This window comes from Bacillus sp. F2HM (genome assembly GCF_019266135.1).
GTDB lineage: Bacteria > Bacillota > Bacilli > Bacillales > Bacillaceae > Bacillus > Bacillus safensis.
Genome location: NZ_LRMO01000020.1, coordinates 57267 through 75053 on the forward strand (window position 1 = coordinate 57267; position 17787 = coordinate 75053).

Sequence of the window (17787 nt, forward strand, 5' to 3'; positions counted from 1 at the left end):
AAAGAAGCCAGAAAATGAACTTTTCCCGCTTCTTTGCATGCCTATGTATTAATAAGTGTAATGCCCTTTTACGACACCTTTACTTGTTTTATACCCAAGTGCTTTGAATGCTTTTGGACTTACGTCTAGTACAGCATTTGGCATTCTGCCTACATCATATTTATATACTGTAATCACTTTATGTGGTTTCGCTTTTGTTGTCACTCTTAGTTTTGTACCTTTTTTCGGTACGTCAAAGCCCATTTTAGTTGCTGCATCCCAATGACCGAGTTTTTTTCCATCTGCGCCTTTTTTGCCGACACCATTATACCAAGTAATATTGCCGCTTACTTTTTTTGCACTTGCTCCATGTGAGAAACTGAATGCTAAAAATAAACTAGCTACTGTTACGATTGTCGTGATAAGCTTTTTATTCATTAAGAAATCCTCCGTTTTTGGTTTCTGCACTCATTATACATGAAGATGAACCCAGTTATTTTACAGACACATTACAATTCAAATACAAGTTGACCACTTTATGACCGCTAAAGTTCATAAATACTACCATAAATAGTCAGAACATTGTAAGCAGCCCCCCTCTTTCATTTTATATAATAAAAGAGAATCAAATTTAAGGGGGAATTTTCATGAAAAAGTGGTTCACCGTTTTGATTGTAAGTTTGGCCTTCGTTTTGATGTTTTCAAGTCTTCCTGCTTCAGCGGCTAGTCCTCGTCACGGCGCCATTGTGACGCAAACAGATGAAGCCAAATGGTCAGGTATCTCTGCTGATATTGTCCTGCCGAAAACTGCCACCATTAAAAATGGCTATGCAGACTGGTATCTCGGTCTCGGCTCTGCTGTTGTAGAGAGCGGTATTTCAAAAACGTCTTCTGGCTATAAAGTTTTTCTGGGCAGCGGCTCACAAGGCGGCAGTAAATACTGGAACAGCGAATACGATTCAAGTATTAAAGATGGCGCACGTGTCAACTTAAAGCTCATCAACAATGGTGATGGCACGGTGTCACTATATGTCAATGGGAAACTGCGCTATAAGCAGCCTGTTTACAACCCTAGCCGTCTGAAAAACCTTGATGTTGTCAAAATGGTACATGGCGTACAGGATAATGGAACAAACAGCTATTCACAAGCAAGCTTTTCGAATGTACAGCTTCGCGCAAATACATCAGGAAGTGTCTATAAAAATTGGGACGGGTCAATCAAATCGTCACTTTTACGTAAAAATTTAGAATCCGGTGCCGCAGCTCCTAAATTCACCGTCATTTCTTCTATCCCATTAAGTACAAGCCTTTCAGCACAATAAGAAAAAAGCACCCTCCATTGGGTGCTTTTTATTGTTCACAGCTTATCAACACTTCTCTTTTAATCAAAACAACGATTCGTGGTAACATAAACATACAACATTCGACGAAAAAAGGAGAACGAACGTGAAAAAAAGTCTACTTGTTTTCATGAGTCTAGTTGCAAGTCTCTCCATTCTAGCAGCTTGCTCAAATACGACAAAAGAACAAAAAACAGAAACTAAAGCTCTTCCAACGATTAATGAGCGCATTCAAAAAGAAACAAAAGAAGTGATGGAGCAGTCTAAACTCATCAAAGACACTGACATCACCGTGGATCAAAAGAAAAAAGTCATTTCTTTAAACGTAACGGCTTCCTCTGATACCAATAGTGATTACGCTGAAGTCATCGGTTTAAACTTTGCAAAAACGCTGGCCATTGGAGCATCAACTGAAAAAGAAAACAATCTTCATAAACCGGAAAATGACAGCCTCGGCGCCCTCTATTCCTTTTATGACCTAAACATCACCGTGAAACAAGAAAACGGCAAGGTACTCGCAAAAGGAAAGAAAACAACAAATGAAACAAAAATCACCTGGGAAAGAGCCCAATAACTGCTTGATGGGTTTTCTTATAAATAAAAAGCTTGTAGAGAATCACTCTACAAGCTTTTTTTAATGTTCATCTCGGTTAAATCGTCTCTCATAACATTGACCAGTGCGTGAATATCTGAGTGAGCCCTTGATGCTAATCGCACCAGCAAATCCTCTAAACACTCATACAAATGATGATCTCTCATGATATACTCCTCATATAACGGAATGACAAAGAAATAGAGCAAATCAGCGAATTCAAGTGCAGCGTCATCTTCATCCTCATCGTCTAACGCCTCTCTGACACTTTGAATCAACCAATTCAAATCTTCTTTCTTTTCAATCGGAACATACATCAGTTGATGAATATAATCCGTATCCTTCACTTGTAAAATCCGCTCCGCTGTTTCTTTTGATAGCGCACCAATCTCTGTAGAAGAAATATTCACAATCGCTAATTCGTCCTCTGATCTTACTTGATTCATTTGCAGCAAGTTTTGGTCCATCTCGACTCACTCCCCATTCTCAGATACCTTTATTATAAGGAATTGATCTGATCTTTTATGGAAATAGTGGATTTTTTTATGTAATTTTAAAGAAAATGTGACATTATAAGCCAAGATATCTCATATCTCTGAAAACAAAAAAACACTCTTGATCATAAGAGTGCTTTTCTCATACTTCCTATAATCTTTCTTTCATCGCCTCAGCCATTTCCACTTCACCCTCTGCTTCGAGCTTTTCAATGATGCGGGCATAATCCCTTTCATGGCGATTTTGGCTTAATTTAAAAGCAGCCTGAACTTCATCAATGATGATCTTAAATCCAACAATACCTTTCATTTGCTTCTCTAACAGTTCCTCAGACAACGTATCCCACAAAATTGGCTGTTCTCTGTGGCTTTCGTATGTTTCCAGCATCGTTGTTAATTCCTTGACCAGTTCTGCTTTTTCTAGCAACACAGCCTTTCCATATACATGGACAGCTTGGTAATTCCATGTCGGAACGGATTCCTTTTCATACCATGAAGAGGATATGTAAGCATGCGGCCCCTGAAAAATCACGAGCACCTTCTCGCTCTCTTCAAACGTTTTCCACTGAGGATTCCCAATCGCCATATGCCCCGAGATCACATACGAATCTCCAACTTGATGAAAACTCACTGGAATATGTGTCGCAATGGGCTTTTCATTCATTGTCGTCACAACTGTAGCAAATGAATGAGATTGAATAAATGATTTGATTTTCTCCATATCTTTCACTCGAAAAAATGATGGAACATGCATGTACCCTTCCCCCTTTTTGATCAACTCAATGTTTTGGTCATAATGAAATCCATTTGCTCTTCGTCCCCCATGTGAAAGGCGTGCACCCCTGTTTGAACAAACCCAAGCTTTTGATAGAAAGCGATGGCCGCTCTATTATGCTCCCACACCCCAAGCCAAACATCCTGTTTATGATGATTTTTCGCAATTTCAATGGCTTGATCAATTAAATATCGGCCTAAACCTTGCTTTTGAAAGGACTGCTTGATATAAATTCTTTCAATCTCTAACGCGTCACTCCCCATCTCTTCTGATTGGGCATCATCCATATTGATCTTCAAATAACCAGCTACTTCCCCATTCACTTGAACAAAATAGAACTGTGAAGATGGATGATGTAATTCTTTTAACAGCTGGTTGGGATGAAAGGCTGTCTTTACGTAAGCATCGATATGTTCAGCTTTGTTTTGATCCCGAAAGGTCTCTTTAAACGTGTCGATTCCGACTTTTTGCAGCTCTTCTATATGCTGTTCATTACATGGAATAAAAGTGACCGTCATTGAAGTCATCACTCCTTATCATTTAGTAGCGTCTCTTATTTCCTTTTTTCACATAATCCCAATCTTTTTCGATATTTTTTCTCACCCTTAGAAGATACTCACATATCTGTTCTGCTTCCTCATCAGAAAACCCATCAAGCGCTACTTGATTCGAATAATCATGTTCTCGTTTGATCATTGGGTAGACCGTTTCCCCTTTTTCAGTTGGAAACAGCTTTTTGATTTTTTTATTCACAGGATCATCTTTCTTCTCAATAAACCCATTCAGTTCTAATTTTTTGATAGCCCGAGCCGCCGTAGTTCGATCCACTTTAATCATTTCCGCCAGCTTTTCCTGAATGATACCAGGCTCCTCACAAATACGCACAAGATACAAATACTGCCCCTTCGTTAAATCGTACTCTCTAAATTCAATATTACTTATAGAATCAAGCGCCCGAGCAATGACGCCAATCTCTCGTAAAATCTCTCTCATTTATCACGACTCCTTTTATTGCATTTGCAACATAATACACAACAACATTATATTTTATTTTTGTTGTAAACACAATAAAAAACACCTTCATTTAGAAAGTGTTCTTTTCATTTTCTTTATTTCCCTCGTTCCTATAATAGTGGTAATCGTTACAAAAATAACGATATATTCGTTGCTAGAAGATAATTTCCATTTATGTAGCTGCCTCTTTTTATAACATAACCTCTCCAGTTTTATTAGCCATTATTCGTTAGAGTCCACATAGATTAAAATTAGAATTTTTACCTTTAACAACCATCATTAAAATGATGAATATATTGGTTTAATTTAGGAACTATAAAAAGGTGACCAATCGTCAAGAAAGGGAGGTCGCTTAATGAATATTTTACAATTAGGGAGGATGACAATGGGAATTTTAAGTGGAAATCCAACGGATGAACCTATGCACTATGGTGAAGTGTTTGGTACATGGTCTTACTTGATGGTAGCTAAAGGTTTAATTGCTGGTTATCAAACCCACTTAAACCATGCAGGTGACGAAGACTTACAAAAATTAATTGAAGAAGCTATTCAGGGTGGGCAACAAGAAATCAAAGAAATTGAAACTTTATTAAAAGAAAATGGAATTGGCTTACCTCCAACACCTCCTGAACGACCTAAAGCTTGTATAGACGATATTCCAGTAGGGGCACGTTTTCAAGATCCAGAAATAGCCGCTGGTCTTTCGGCTAACATTGCGTCAGGATTAGTATCGTGTAGCACAATTATGGGTCAATCAATTCGAGAAGACATTGCTATGATGTTTGGACAGTTTCATATTCAAAAGGCAGCACTTGGAGCAAAAGTCCTTAGACTTAACAAAGAAAAAGGATGGTTAATTCCACCACCTCTTCATCATAGCAAAGCAGAAGATTGTTAATCATAAGATGATTAAACATGAAAGAGTAGACGCTTTAGGGTTTACTCTTTTCTTGCTAATCTTTAAACTTTCTACAAATTGGACTCTCCTTCACTCTCTCTACAGTCACTATTTTTTGCCATTTCCATCGATTGCCTTTGTGCCAACATCATCAGCAATAGAAGATCAATTCCTTTAATATACCTAAAAATATCTTCCTCAGATTTAAAAGCTCCTATTACTATAGATTGTGTAAACATTGATAGCAAATAACCAGTGTTTTTTCTCTATTATAGTCCTTGCAAATGCAGCATCAAGACGGATTTTCCCCGTTCAAAGTTTCTATTTAATCAACAAGGTTAGTCATACTATGAGGAATATCTATGCTCATATGACTGTTAATATGGAAGAAAAGGCCTTCCAACAGTTTTGCAAACTGATGAAAGGCCTTCTCCTATAGTTAATTTCAGACGTTGATATAACAAGGTTTTGAAACCCTGATTACATCATGCCGCCCATACCACCCATGCCGCCCATATCTGGCATTCCGCCGCCTGAGCCGCCTTCTTCTGGTTTGTCAGCAACGACTGCTTCAGTTGTTAGAAGCATTGCTGCAACAGAAGCTGCGTTTTGAAGTGCAGAGCGAGTTACTTTTGTTGGGTCAACGATTCCTTTTTCGATCATGTTTACCCATTCGTTTGTTGCTGCGTTGAAGCCTACGCCAATTTCTTCGTTTTTCAAGCGCTCAACGATAACGGATCCTTCAAGACCTGCGTTGTGAGCGATTTGACGAATTGGCTCTTCAAGAGAACGTAGAACGATGTTCACACCTGTTTGAACGTCACCATCAGCTTCGATTGAAGCGACTTTGTTGTATACATTCACAAGTGCTGTACCACCACCGGATACGATACCTTCTTCAACTGCTGCGCGAGTTGAGTTCAGTGCATCCTCGATGCGTAGTTTACGCTCTTTTAGTTCTGTTTCAGTTGCAGCACCAACTTTGATGACAGCGACGCCGCCAGCTAGTTTTGCAAGACGTTCTTGTAATTTTTCTTTATCGAATTCAGAAGTTGTTTCTTCTACTTGTGCACGGATTTGGTTCACACGTGCTGAGATTTGAGCAGAATCTCCTGAGCCCTCTACGATTGTTGTGTTTTCTTTTGTCACAACGACTTTAGAAGCGCGGCCAAGCTGACCGATTTCAGTTGATTTCAGGTCAAGTCCTAGGTCTTCTGTGATTAATTCTCCGCCAGTTAGAACAGAGATGTCTTCAAGCATTGCTTTACGACGATCACCGAATCCAGGTGCTTTTACTGCTACTGCGTTGAATGTACCACGAAGTTTGTTCACAACAAGAGTTGCAAGTGCTTCGCCTTCTACATCTTCAGCAATGAGCAATAATGGTTTGCCTTGTTGTACAACTTGCTCAAGTACAGGAAGGATTTCTTGAATGTTTGTAATTTTTTTATCAGTAATTAAGATGTAAGGATTTTCAAGAACCGCTTCCATCTTATCAGAATCCGTCACCATGTATGGTGAAGCATATCCGCGGTCAAATTGCATACCTTCAACCACTTCAAGCTCAGTTGTGAATCCTTTAGATTCTTCAATTGTGATGACACCATCGTTACCTACGCGTTCCATCGCTTCAGCGATTAGGCTGCCGACTTCTTCATCTGCTGCAGAAATAGCCGCAACTTGAGCAATTGATTCTTTGCCTTCGATTGGTTTAGAAATCTCGTGCAAGCCTTCAAGTGCTACTTTCACTGCTTCTTCGATCCCTTTACGAACGCCAACAGGGTTTGCACCAGCTGTTACGTTTTTAAGACCTTCACGGATCATCGCTTGAGCTAGAACTGTTGCAGTTGTTGTACCGTCACCAGCAACATCGTTTGTTTTGCTTGCAACTTCAGCCACAAGTTTTGCACCCATGTTTTCAAATGCATCTTCTAATTCGATTTCTTTTGCAATCGTTACACCATCATTTGTGATAAGTGGAGAACCGAATTTTTTCTCAAGAACCACGTTACGTCCTTTAGGTCCTAAAGTTACTTTTACAGCATCTGCAAGTGCATCTACACCACGTAACATTGCGCGACGTGCTTCTTCACTGAACTTAATATCTTTTGCCATAATAACGAAACCTCCTCAGTCTTTTTAAAAATGTATCTCAATGTTTTTTATGTGATTAACCAATAACAGCTAAAATGTCGCTCTCACGAAGGATTAAATATTCTTTTCCTTCATATTTCACTTCAGTGCCTGCATATTTTGAGAAGATAATGCGGTCGCCTGTGCTTACTTCTAACGCAACGCGCTCACCACTTTCAAGTACACGCCCTGAACCTGCTGCAACAATTTTACCTTCTTGCGGTTTTTCTTTTGCAGAATCCGGTAAAACAATACCGCTAGCGGTTTTTTCCTCAGATTCAACGAGTTCAATGATTACGCGATCGCCTAATGGCTTTAACATAAGAAACAACCTCCTCAATTTTTATATGTAGTCTTTTTTAGCACTCATCACCAGTGAGTGCTAACACATTTATTATAATAAAGAATGTCTTCTGCAATTTCAAGTAAAAACCTTTAAAAATTTTTACGCTTTCATGATCTTTTTCAATCTCAGATTCTTTCCTTTTTATCGAAAAAGAAGACTTGTGTTACAATAAATTTAGTTCTTTTAGTAAAGGGGTTTTCGTTACTTGAAAAAACAATATTGGTACATCATCTTAACGTATATATTGGTACAGGTATCTGCGTTTCCTTATTTTCTTATTATGAAATGGCTGGGATTCATTCAAACACCGATGACTCAAACAGAGCTTTCAAAATTATCAGGAACGTGGACAATCATCAGTTTCTGTATCGGGTTGATCATTATTCTGCTCATCCTTCGAACCGTCCCAAAAGCTTCACTGCGAAATGAAGCGCCTGCTTCAATCGGTTCTGCTATCGCATGGATCATTGGCGGTTTCTTTCTTTCTCTCTTTGCACAATCGATTGCAGGCGTGATTGAACAATATGCATTCGGCATTGGCCGTGAATCAGAAAATACGCAAAATATTTTATCTATTATGGATGCTTTTCCTTTTCTTGTTATCATTATTTCACTGATTGGACCAATACTTGAAGAAATCGTTTTCCGAAAAATCATTTTTGGTGTGATTTATGAAAGAACGAATTTTTTTATTGGAGCACTTGTGAGTTCAGTATTTTTCGCTGCTGCACACTCTGATTTTCCCCACTTCTTTCTCTATACCGCAATGGGCTTTACCTTTGCCTTTTTATATGCCAAAACAAAACGAATCATTGTTCCAATCGGCGCTCATATGTTGATGAACTCGCTCGTCATTCTTGTACAGATTGAGCCAGTAAGAAAAATGATTGAAGAACAATCTCAAACTATGCAAATGATTATTGGAGGCTTTTTCTCATGAGAAACCCAGTCGTATGGGGCATCATTTATTTTGCCGTAGGTGTCGCTTTCACCTATATGGCCATTCAGAACCCAGGTGACATGTGGTCATTTTACAGCATTTTGCTGATGGTGTTTGCGGCCTATAATATCAATATCGCGCTTAAAATGTTTGCCTTCTCTGTCAAACTCAAAAAACAGCAGCAAAAATAAATCAAAAACCATTTTCCGCGGTTGGAAAATGGTTTTTTTATGGAGGATGTATCTTTATGGAACATGAAAAACTTCGCATCTTCAATGATCAACATGAAACGATTGGAACTGCCGCTCGTTCAGATGTTCACGCCCAAGGTTTTTGGCATGAAACATTTCATTTCTGGCTTCTTAAAAAAGAGCATAGCACCGTGTATCTTTATTTTCAGCTTAGAAGTCCCGCAAAAAAGGATTTTCCTTCTCTGTTTGATATCACCGCAGCGGGCCATCTTCTCGCAGATGAACAGCCTTCTGATGGCTTAAGAGAGGTAGAAGAAGAAATTGGTCTTTCCATCCCTTTTGAGGACCTCACCTTTGCAGGTATCATAAAGGATGAAATCCATATGCCTTCGTTCATTGACCGTGAGTTCTGCCATGTGTACCTTTATATGAATGAAGAAAAGCACATGGAAGTTCATCTACAGAAAGAAGAAGTCGCTGGTCTGTACAGAGCAAAACTGCTTGATGCACAGCAGCTTTTAACAGGAACATGTGAAAGCATTCAAATCGAGGGCTTTGAAGTGGCTGCAAACGGCGAACGACGTGAGGAAAGCAGGGAAGTACATATTCGAGATTTTGTCTCGCATGAGCCCGCCTATTATAAGCACCTCTTTCACGCGATCAATCAATTTCTTACACAATAGAAAAAGCATCGTGATCCTCATTGGATCATAATGCTTTTTTATGAAACATCATGTTTTTCTTTCTCCTCTGTTTGCTGCATTTTGCGGTAGGTCACTCTTGAAATGATAATACTCACTTCGTATAAAACGAGCATTGGCAAGGTGACCATGAGGTGAGAAACAAGCTCTGGCGGTGTAATGAGTGCGGCAATGACAAGGAGGACAAAATAGGCATACTTCCGTATTTTTGATAAAAACATCGGTGTGATGATGCCAAGTCTTGTGAGAAACATCAACACGACGGGCATCTGAAACAAAAAGCCAAATGGAAGTGTTAACTGCATTAGAAATGTAAAATACTCATGAATCCCAATGACTTGCTCTACATTTAAATCATTCGACATTCGCATCATAAAATCGACGACAAACGGAAATAAAATAAAGTAAGAGAAAGCCACACCGCTCAAAAATAAAAGCAGTGCAATCGGAATGTAAGCAAGTGTCACCTTTCTTTCTTTTTCATATAAGCCAGGACTCACAAACGCCCACAGCTGATATAAAATAACGGGACACGTCAAAACCAAAGCAATGACAAATGCGAACTGCATAAACACGTACAGTGGATCTGTAAGCTTAAATGCATTCAGCGTCAGTGTTGCCGCTTCATCGGTATTTTGTAAATACAGAATGACCGGCTTAGCGAGAAAAAAACCAGACACCATAAAGGCGACAAAAAACATCGCAATGATCACTAAACGTTTTCGCAGTTCCACAATATGCTCCATAAGCGGCATATCTTTGACATTCATGAAGCTCATCCTATTCTACTGATCTTCTTTTTTCTTTTTTTCTTCCTGATCATCAGCTAAGCCTTTTGTGGCATTTTTGAATTCACGTAATGTATCTCCTGCTGCTCTTCCTAATTCAGGAAGCTTTTTCGGCCCAAAAATAATGAGCGCTACAATCGCAATCAGAATCAAACTCCCAGGACCGATCGGACCCATTTGCTCCACCCCCTTTACCCCTTTTCGTCAGTCCTCCTGCGTAACAGAGTAATGCTTTAAGAAATACACAAGAGACTGAAGTTCAACCGCCAAATCTATATGATGAATTCGAATGTGTTCCGGCACATTCAATCGAGCCGGCGTAAAGTTAAGGATTCCTTTGATGCCAAGGGCAATCAAACGATCTGTAATGGATTGAGCTGCTACGGCAGGTACTGTCAAAATTGCAACAGGGATATCTCCTACCTCTTGAACATGCTCTTCAAGCTTATCCAAATCATAGACAGGCACGCCGCCTATCTCACTTCCTATTTTACTCTCATTGACGTCAAAAGCCATTGAAATTTTTGTATTATTATTTTTTATGAAATTATAGTGTAAAAAAGCAGTCCCTAAATTTCCGACACCGATGAGCATGACATTGGTCATTTCATCTTGGTCAAGGGTCTTTCTGAAGAAGGTCAAGAGATAATCGACATTATAGCCATACCCTTTCTTCCCAAGTGCACCAAAGTACGAAAAATCTCGGCGAATGGTAGCAGAATCCACTTTGACTGCATCACTAAGCTCTGCTGATGACACCCTTTGTTTTCCTGATGCATGCAGATTTTTTAAAAAACGGTAGTATAGCGGCAAACGTTTGGCTGTCGCTTGTGGAATTTTTGACTGATCTATATTCATATAAGGTCCTCCAACTTAAATATCAGATGCTCTGTGAAAATCACCATTTTTCCCGCCTGTCTTTTCAATTAGATAGGTAGGACCGATGATCATGCCTTTATCAATCGCTTTGCACATGTCGTAAACGGTCAGTGCACATACTGAAGCAGAAGTGAGCGCTTCCATCTCCACACCTGTACTTCCTTTTGTTTTTACCTGTACTTGTATGTTCAGGATGTGCGCATTTCCGTCTTCCTCCCAATCAAAGGAGATATCCACGCCTTTTAGTGCAAGCGGATGACACATTGGAATGATGGTAGATGTTTGCTTTGCTGCCATGATGCCAGCAACCTGTGCAACAGACAGCACATCCCCTTTTCCAATTTCACGCTGTTGTATTTTATGAAACACTTCTTTTATCATACGAACACTTGAAGCAGCAACGGCGGTCCTCACTGTAGACGATTTGTCACTAATGTCGACCATCTTTGCTCTTCCCTGTTCGTTAAAGTGGCTAAATTGACTCATCTTTCAACGCTCCCTCACTCAAATGATACACTATTTTTTCCTATCTGTCTTTCATTTGAATATGGCGATTGTATGTAACATTTGCCGGTTTACTGCTGATAAGCTACACTTAACATATTATAGCAGAGGTGAAGTTACATGATGATTCTACAAGTGAATCAGCTGTCCAAATCGTTTGGCGCTGATACCGTTTTAACGAATATAAAATTGGAAGTCAAAGCAAGGGATCGCATTGCCATTGTAGGTCGTAACGGCGCAGGCAAATCCACGCTTTTGAAAATCATTGCCGGTCAAATGTCTTACGAGCAAGGTGAGATCATCAAACCAAAAGACCTATCGATCGGCTATTTAGCACAGCATACCGATGTAACGTCTACACGTACGTTAAAAGACGAATTATTATCGGTTTTTGATCATTTAAAAGAGATGGAACAAGAGATGAGAACAATTGAGGAGAAAATGGCTTCCTCCACAGGTTCTGACCTGGATGCCCTGATGAAAACCTATGACAGGCTGCAGCAGGAATTTAAAGATCAAGGCGGCTATCAATATGAAGCAGATGTCCGCTCCATTCTGCATGGACTCGGCTTTAGTCATTTCGAAGATGAGACAACCGTCCAATCCTTAAGCGGCGGCCAGAAAACCCGTCTAGCGCTTGGAAAGCTCTTATTAATGAAACCAGAACTCTTAATTCTGGATGAGCCGACCAACCATTTAGATATTGATACCTTATCATGGCTGGAGCAGTATTTGCAAAATTATACAGGTGCCATTCTCATCGTGTCCCATGACCGCTATTTCTTAGACAAAGTCGTAAACCACGTCTATGAAGTTTCAAGAACTTCGATGAAAAAGTTTGCAGGGAACTATAGTAAGTATCTTGAGCTGAAAGCAGAGCAGCTCGAGCGGGATATGAAACTATACGAAAAGCAGCAAGAAGAGATCTCAAAACTTCAGGATTTCGTGGATCGCAACCTGGCAAGAGCTTCAACTACAAAGCGCGCACAAAGCAGGCGCAAGCAGCTCGAACGAATGGATCGTTTAGATAAGCCTTTAGGTGACGAAAAATCCGCAAACTTACATTTTGATATTACGAGACAAAGCGGCAATGATGTGCTGAAGGTGCATGATCTCGATATTCGTTATGATGAAAAAACACCGCTCCTATCCTCTCTTTCTTTTCAGATTAAACGCGAGGATAGTGTGGCACTCATTGGTCCTAACGGGATCGGGAAATCAACCCTTTTAAAAACGTTAACAAACACATTAACACCAGTAAAAGGCGACATCACTTTTGGATCTCATGTCACGATCGGCTACTATGACCAAGAGCAAGCCAAACTGACATCCTCGAAAAAAGTGCTCAATGAGCTTTGGGATGACTATCCTCATATGAATGAAAAAGAAATTCGGACATGTTTAGGAAACTTCCTTTTTTCCGGTGATGACGTTTTAAAGCCTGTCCATGCATTAAGCGGCGGAGAAAAAGCACGCCTTGCACTGGCAAAGCTGATGCTCCAAAAAGCCAATTTCCTTATTCTCGATGAGCCTACAAACCATCTGGACTTAGATAGTAAGGAAATTTTAGAGAATGCACTAATCGACTATCCAGGAACCATCTTATTTGTCTCGCATGATCGTTATTTTATCAATCGTCTCGCCACGAAAGTATTTGAGCTTTCGCCTACAGAAACAAGAGAATATCTCGGTGATTATGACTACTATCTTGAAAAGAAAAATGAACAATTAGAGCTGGAAGCACTTCAAGAAAATGAACCGCTTAAAATACAAGCTGCACAGCAATTAGAAAAGGCAAAGCTTTCTTATGCGGAAGAAAAAGAGCTGAAAAAGAAAGAAAGACAAAAGCAGCGCAGAATCGAAGAAATTGAAGAACGCATTGCTGTCGTCGAAGACAAGCTCGGTGAAAATGAACAGCTGCTATGTGATCCTGATATTTTTCAAGATCACGAGAAGGTCCAAGACATTCAAACAGAAAATGATACGCTCAATCAAGAGCTGGAATCACTTTTTGCAGAGTGGGAAGAGCTGTCAGAAGCTTAAAGAGTGCCCTAAAAGGTACTCTTTTTTCTTTCAAAGAAAATTTATTATCCACAATGATACCCACAATAACTTCTTGATTATTCTTAAACACTTTAGACTTATCCACTTTATCCACAGGGTTTTAATCACATATCCACAAAAAAGATCATATTTATACACACCCTCTTCATTTTAAAACAAAATTTTCTAACAATTGTGGATATATAACGTTTACATGTGAATAAATCGCTTTCATAAAAAATAAAAACCCCTGTAATCCACAGGAGTTTTCATTCATATGAGACTAGCGGCAGCCCTGGCTGGCCATTCATCGCCATATCGCCTCTGATTCCTTTTTCAAATGCAACGGTTCCAGCGGCAGCAATCATGGCTGCATTGTCTGTGCAAAGAGATAATGGCGGAATAATGATCTTCACGTCTGGCAGCTTCGTAAATGCTGAGGTTAAAGCTTCTCTTAGTCCTTTATTGGCAGCGACTCCTCCAGCTAGAACAACCTGCTTCACACCATAGGCTTCTGCTGCTTTCAATGTTTTCCCAACAAGTACTTCAATGACGCTTGCTTGAAAACTTGCGGCCAAATTCTCTGGGGCAATCGTTTCACCCTTTTGTGACGCATTGTGTAAGGTGTTGATCACAGCTGATTTTAAACCACTGAAGCTAAAGTGATAGGACCCTTCTTCAAGCCATGCACGGGGAAGCTTAATTGTCGGCTCCCCTTCATGCGCTAACCGATCAATGTGAGGTCCGCCTGGGTACGGTAGACCCATCGTCCGGGCCACTTTATCGTACGCTTCTCCAGCTGCATCATCTAAAGTTTCTCCGATGACCTCAAAAGATCCGTGCTCCTTCATTAAAACAAGCTCAGTATGTCCGCCGGAGACAACAAGAGCTAAACATGGGAACTCCAATTCATCAACAAACTGGTTTGCATAAATATGCCCTGCAATATGATGAACACCAACAAGAGGAATTTGATGGGCAAAGCTCAGTGCCTTTGCTGCATTGACACCAATCAACAAGGCACCCACGAGGCCAGGTCCTTCTGTGACAGCAATCGCATCTAAATCCTTAAAACTCATACCCGCCTGTGCCATCACTTCTTCTAATACGATGGTGACTTGCTCCACGTGATGCCTTGAAGCAATTTCGGGTACAACTCCGCCAAATCGTTTATGACTGTCTATTTGCGAGGCCACCACATTCGCCACGATTTCCTTTCCATTTTTGACAATGGACGCAGCTGTTTCATCGCAGCTTGTTTCTATACCTAATATGAATCGATCTGTTTGTTCACTCATTTATATTCACCCACATGACTAATGCATCTTCTCCATTATCCGTATAATAATTCTTTCGAATAGAAGCTGGTCTGAAACCGAGCTTTTCATAGAGGGATTGTGCTGGTGTATTCGAAACCCGCACCTCTAAAGAAAGATGATCTGTCTTTTTTTCTTTGCAAAATTCCATGACATATCGAAGCAATGCTTCCCCGTAGCCTTTTCCTCTATGCTCAGGGAGAATCGCAATGTTCGTAATTTGTGCATCGTCCATGACAATCCAGACCCCGCAATACCCAACAGGCTGCTTATCTTCTTCAATGAGGAAATAATGGCTGTATTGGTTATGAAGAATCTCATACACAAACGATTCCTTTTTCCAAGGGGCTGTAAACGAATGCACTTCAATCGTATACACCTCTGGAATGTCCGCTACTGTCATTTGTCGTATCTCTGCTATGTGAAGATTATTTTTGTCCTTCAAGCCATTTCACTTCCGCTTCTGCCAAACGAATATAGTTAGGAACAAGCTGATGGACATCTTCAGCAGGACGATCTGCGCCTAAAAATGCAAGCACTGCAGGTCTTGGGTTATGAAATGTTCCCTCTGCCAGTACAGCCGTTTCTCCTAAAATGGAGCGAATGCTCTCTTCATGAAGGTGCACATCTTGTCCAAGAAATAGAACAGGCTTTCCTGTCTGCTTCAGTTCATGAAGCCAATCCGTGAGCAGGATATTTTGATCTGGTTCGACCTCTTTGACCTTACCTTTTTCAAACGTATAGAGTCCGGTATAAACTTGTCCTCTTCTCGCATCAAATAGAGGTGAGATATACCCGTCAAAATATTGGCCATTTGCCGCAAGTGTTTCTAAACTCGAAACAGCCGATATCGGAATAGACAGCGTCCACGCAAGTGTTTTTGCGATGGTAACACCGATTCTGACGCCAGTGTAAGAACCAGGTCCTTTTGCTACAACGATTTTGCTTAGTTCGCTTGGTGATACACCACATTCTTTCATCAATGCTTCAACAGTAGGCATCGCTCGGACGGAATGGTTCTTTTTTAAATACGTAATGCTCTCGCCAATCACAGTGAAGTCTCTTACAAGAGCAATTCCTAGTGTATGGTTTGATGTATCAATGGCCAGTATGGTCAATTTCTTTCATCTCCTTACAAAGGGTCTCATAACGCTCCCCTTTTGCATCAAACGTGAGATGCCGTTCTTCTTCACGTTCTGTTCTCAGCATTTCTATTTTTAAATAGGAAGAAGGCAATTGAGGTTCAATAAGATGTGCCCATTCAACCAAGCATACACCTTCACCCTCAAAATATTCTTCGAGGCCGATCTCTTCTTCTGCATCTTCCATGCGGTACACGTCCATATGATATAGTGGCAGTCTGCCATCGGTATATTCTTTAATAATTGTAAAGGTGGGGCTGTTGACGATACGGGTAATTCCTAAGCCTTCCGCAAAACCTTTTGAAAAAGTGGTTTTACCTGCACCTAAATCTCCTTCTAATGTCAATACATCGCCTGGCATCACAAGTTTGGCCAATGCAGCGGCAATTCGTTTCGTCTCATCCGCACCTTTTGTCGTCCATGTTAATTTCACCGTTGATGTCACCTCATTTCTTAAAATGATTATATCCTTTTTTCATTAACATTGTTTGTTGATCATTGTTTTTTAACATAACACTGGCTGCTTGATTATCTTTGACTTGTCCAATACGTGTGATCTGAATGCCTTCTTTTTGACATTGCGATTCAAAGCTTTCCCAATCACATTCTGGTATCGTACCAGTTAACACAAAATCTTCTCCGCCAAACAACACCCATTCAAGCCAGTCTTTGCGCAGCACCTGTAAATCTGGATGAATTGGAAGCTTATCAGCTTCTATCTCGATCATCACACAGCTCGCTTCGGCTATTTCATTTAACTCACTCGCTAATCCATCACTCACATCATTCAAGGTGACCCGCTGGAAACTTGAACAAATGTGTCCAGCAGCAATATGAGGCAGAGGCATTTTATGACGCTTAAGAAAAAAATCAGCATCGATCTTCTTAGTTGGAGCTGCTTCGTTCATTAAGATTGATAACCCAGCAGCTGATGAACCGAGTTCACCTGTGACAAAGACAACGTCTCCAGTCTGAGCACTGTGACGATAACAAGCTTTTCCCTTTGAAACCTCACCAATCACCGTCACGGTAATGACAAAGTCACTGCGGGTGGCCACTGTATCTCCACCAATCAAATCCATATGATAGGAGTCAGCCAACGCTTTCATTCCCTCGTAAAGTTCCGTGACGATTGTCTCATCACCATGGGGCGGGATCGCAATTGAAACAAGATAATACTTTGGGGTCCCTCCCATTGCAGCGATGTCACTAACATTGACTGCCAGTGCTTTAAAGCCAACTTCAAAAGGTGTGGAAAAGTCAAAACGAAAATGAACATGCTCCACCATTGTATCAACACAAACGACCTCTTCACAATGTGAATGAGGTTGATAAACACTTGCATCATCACCGATGCCCATGATCAAAGAGCGCTGATATGTATCTTTTGGTGTGATTCGGCGAATAAGATCAAATTCATCCATAAAAAGACAGCCCCTTCTTGCAATCAATTGGTTAAGTAGACATGAGGTCAAACACAGTTAGTATTAGTGTAGCGAATATAAGTCTCAGTTCCAACTAAAAATGATATAAAGAAAGCCTGGTGTGAAAAAACCAGGCTGAGTTGAAGTAATCTATCTATTCTTTCTTATAGTGTAGCCAAACACAAAACATTTCATTGCAACTTGGGCACTTGTAGAAAGAAAAAGACATAAAAAAAAACGAAACTATACGTTTTCGTTTACAAGTCATAAAAATGGCGGTCCGGACGG

The 17787-nt window shown here is 40.3% G+C and carries 23 protein-coding genes; 7 read left to right on the top strand and 16 right to left on the bottom strand.

Features of this window, described 5'->3' with window-relative positions:
- Positions 1–48 precede the first annotated feature (48 nt).
- Positions 49–417, bottom strand: coding sequence for an RlpA-like double-psi beta-barrel domain-containing protein (locus AWT60_RS13420; RefSeq protein WP_024424478.1), 369 nt, complete (start codon positions 415–417; stop codon positions 49–51).
- A 209-nt stretch (positions 418–626) separates the two neighbouring features.
- Here AWT60_RS13420 and AWT60_RS13425 point away from each other — a divergent pair, with 209 nt between their 5' ends.
- Together AWT60_RS13425 and AWT60_RS13430 are read left to right on the top strand one after the other, a co-directional pair.
- The gene (locus AWT60_RS13425; RefSeq protein WP_041108738.1) at positions 627–1301 is read left to right on the top strand and encodes a hypothetical protein; all 675 of its coding nucleotides are present in this window, start codon (positions 627–629) and stop codon (positions 1299–1301) included.
- Between the two features lie 124 nt (positions 1302–1425).
- Positions 1426–1893 carry a hypothetical protein gene (locus tag AWT60_RS13430; protein ID WP_218677366.1) on the top strand — a complete coding sequence of 156 codons (468 nt, stop codon included), beginning with the start codon at positions 1426–1428 and terminating at the stop codon, positions 1891–1893.
- A 47-nt stretch (positions 1894–1940) separates the two neighbouring features.
- On the opposite strand, the gene AWT60_RS13435 is transcribed toward AWT60_RS13430, so the two are convergent.
- The 4 genes from AWT60_RS13435 to AWT60_RS13450 all read right to left on the bottom strand — a co-directional run bounded on the left by AWT60_RS13435 (position 1941) and on the right by AWT60_RS13450 (position 4173).
- Positions 1941–2378 carry a hypothetical protein gene (locus tag AWT60_RS13435; RefSeq protein WP_218677367.1) on the bottom strand — a complete coding sequence of 146 codons (438 nt, stop codon included), beginning with the start codon at positions 2376–2378 and terminating at the stop codon, positions 1941–1943.
- A gap of 178 nt (positions 2379–2556) precedes the next feature.
- Complete coding sequence (locus tag AWT60_RS13440; RefSeq protein ID WP_218677368.1) at positions 2557–3159, bottom strand: FMN-binding negative transcriptional regulator; 603 nt, start codon at positions 3157–3159, stop codon at positions 2557–2559.
- A gap of 20 nt (positions 3160–3179) precedes the next feature.
- The gene (gene paiA / locus AWT60_RS13445) at positions 3180–3698 is read right to left on the bottom strand and encodes a spermidine/spermine N(1)-acetyltransferase (RefSeq protein ID WP_163115534.1); all 519 of its coding nucleotides are present in this window, start codon (positions 3696–3698) and stop codon (positions 3180–3182) included.
- Positions 3699–3720: 22 nt separating this feature from the next.
- Positions 3721–4173, bottom strand: coding sequence for a MarR family winged helix-turn-helix transcriptional regulator (locus tag AWT60_RS13450; RefSeq protein WP_163115535.1), 453 nt, complete (start codon positions 4171–4173; stop codon positions 3721–3723).
- A gap of 406 nt (positions 4174–4579) precedes the next feature.
- Between AWT60_RS13450 and AWT60_RS13455 the strand changes: the two genes are divergently transcribed.
- The gene (locus tag AWT60_RS13455) at positions 4580–5092 is read left to right on the top strand and encodes a DUF3231 family protein (protein ID WP_025092756.1); all 513 of its coding nucleotides are present in this window, start codon (positions 4580–4582) and stop codon (positions 5090–5092) included.
- 480 nt (positions 5093–5572) lie between these two features.
- Here AWT60_RS13455 and groL read toward each other — a convergent pair whose 3' ends face one another.
- Together groL and groES are read right to left on the bottom strand one after the other, a co-directional pair.
- On the bottom strand, positions 5573–7207 hold the full coding sequence (gene groL, locus AWT60_RS13460; protein ID WP_041108751.1) for a chaperonin GroEL: 1635 nt from the start codon (positions 7205–7207) through the stop codon (positions 5573–5575).
- 55 nt (positions 7208–7262) lie between these two features.
- Entirely contained in the window at positions 7263–7547 is a 285-nt protein-coding gene (gene groES / locus AWT60_RS13465) for a co-chaperone GroES (protein ID WP_024426730.1), read from the bottom strand.
- 229 nt (positions 7548–7776) lie between these two features.
- Between groES and AWT60_RS13470 the strand changes: the two genes are divergently transcribed.
- The 3 genes from AWT60_RS13470 to AWT60_RS13480 are packed head-to-tail and all read left to right on the top strand — an operon-like array spanning position 7777 to position 9385.
- Positions 7777–8511: a CPBP family intramembrane glutamic endopeptidase gene (locus AWT60_RS13470; protein WP_041108753.1), complete on the top strand. Its 735-nt coding sequence runs from the start codon at positions 7777–7779 to the stop codon at positions 8509–8511.
- A complete protein-coding gene (locus AWT60_RS13475; protein WP_003213897.1) occupies positions 8508–8702 on the top strand; it encodes a YdiK family protein in 195 nt (64 codons plus the stop codon). Before AWT60_RS13470 ends, AWT60_RS13475 begins: the two co-directional genes overlap by 4 nt.
- Before the next feature lie 56 nt (positions 8703–8758).
- Positions 8759–9385, top strand: a complete 627-nt coding sequence (locus AWT60_RS13480) for an NUDIX hydrolase (RefSeq protein ID WP_218677369.1) — start codon at positions 8759–8761, stop codon at positions 9383–9385.
- A gap of 38 nt (positions 9386–9423) precedes the next feature.
- Here AWT60_RS13480 and tatC read toward each other — a convergent pair whose 3' ends face one another.
- From tatC to moaC, 4 genes are read right to left on the bottom strand one after another with little or no spacing between them, the layout of a single operon-like run.
- Positions 9424–10182: a twin-arginine translocase subunit TatC gene (gene tatC, locus AWT60_RS13485; RefSeq protein ID WP_256928503.1), complete on the bottom strand. Its 759-nt coding sequence runs from the start codon at positions 10180–10182 to the stop codon at positions 9424–9426.
- A gap of 6 nt (positions 10183–10188) precedes the next feature.
- The gene (locus AWT60_RS13490; protein ID WP_008355689.1) at positions 10189–10368 is read right to left on the bottom strand and encodes a twin-arginine translocase TatA/TatE family subunit; all 180 of its coding nucleotides are present in this window, start codon (positions 10366–10368) and stop codon (positions 10189–10191) included.
- Between the two features lie 27 nt (positions 10369–10395).
- Positions 10396–11049: a redox-sensing transcriptional repressor Rex gene (locus AWT60_RS13495; protein WP_008355687.1), complete on the bottom strand. Its 654-nt coding sequence runs from the start codon at positions 11047–11049 to the stop codon at positions 10396–10398.
- Between the two features lie 15 nt (positions 11050–11064).
- On the bottom strand, positions 11065–11556 hold the full coding sequence (moaC, locus tag AWT60_RS13500; protein WP_034664898.1) for a cyclic pyranopterin monophosphate synthase MoaC: 492 nt from the start codon (positions 11554–11556) through the stop codon (positions 11065–11067).
- A gap of 138 nt (positions 11557–11694) precedes the next feature.
- On the opposite strand from moaC, the gene AWT60_RS13505 reads away from it, so the two are divergent.
- Complete coding sequence (locus AWT60_RS13505; protein WP_218677371.1) at positions 11695–13617, top strand: ABC-F family ATP-binding cassette domain-containing protein; 1923 nt, start codon at positions 11695–11697, stop codon at positions 13615–13617.
- 269 nt (positions 13618–13886) lie between these two features.
- Here AWT60_RS13505 and tsaD read toward each other — a convergent pair whose 3' ends face one another.
- The 5 genes from tsaD to thiL are packed head-to-tail and all read right to left on the bottom strand — an operon-like array spanning position 13887 to position 17499.
- Entirely contained in the window at positions 13887–14915 is a 1029-nt protein-coding gene (gene tsaD, locus AWT60_RS13510; RefSeq protein WP_218677372.1) for a tRNA (adenosine(37)-N6)-threonylcarbamoyltransferase complex transferase subunit TsaD, read from the bottom strand.
- The gene (gene rimI, locus AWT60_RS13515) at positions 14908–15336 is read right to left on the bottom strand and encodes a ribosomal protein S18-alanine N-acetyltransferase (RefSeq protein WP_024424460.1); all 429 of its coding nucleotides are present in this window, start codon (positions 15334–15336) and stop codon (positions 14908–14910) included. Before rimI ends, tsaD begins: the two co-directional genes overlap by 8 nt.
- Positions 15337–15361: 25 nt before the next feature.
- Positions 15362–16051: a tRNA (adenosine(37)-N6)-threonylcarbamoyltransferase complex dimerization subunit type 1 TsaB gene (gene tsaB / locus AWT60_RS13520; protein WP_041108763.1), complete on the bottom strand. Its 690-nt coding sequence runs from the start codon at positions 16049–16051 to the stop codon at positions 15362–15364.
- A complete protein-coding gene (gene tsaE / locus AWT60_RS13525) occupies positions 16032–16508 on the bottom strand; it encodes a tRNA (adenosine(37)-N6)-threonylcarbamoyltransferase complex ATPase subunit type 1 TsaE (RefSeq protein WP_041108765.1) in 477 nt (158 codons plus the stop codon). The genes tsaB and tsaE overlap by 20 nt, the downstream gene beginning before the upstream one ends.
- Before the next feature lie 13 nt (positions 16509–16521).
- The gene (gene thiL, locus AWT60_RS13530; RefSeq protein ID WP_076841155.1) at positions 16522–17499 is read right to left on the bottom strand and encodes a thiamine-phosphate kinase; all 978 of its coding nucleotides are present in this window, start codon (positions 17497–17499) and stop codon (positions 16522–16524) included.
- Between the last annotated feature and the right edge of the window lie 288 nt (positions 17500–17787).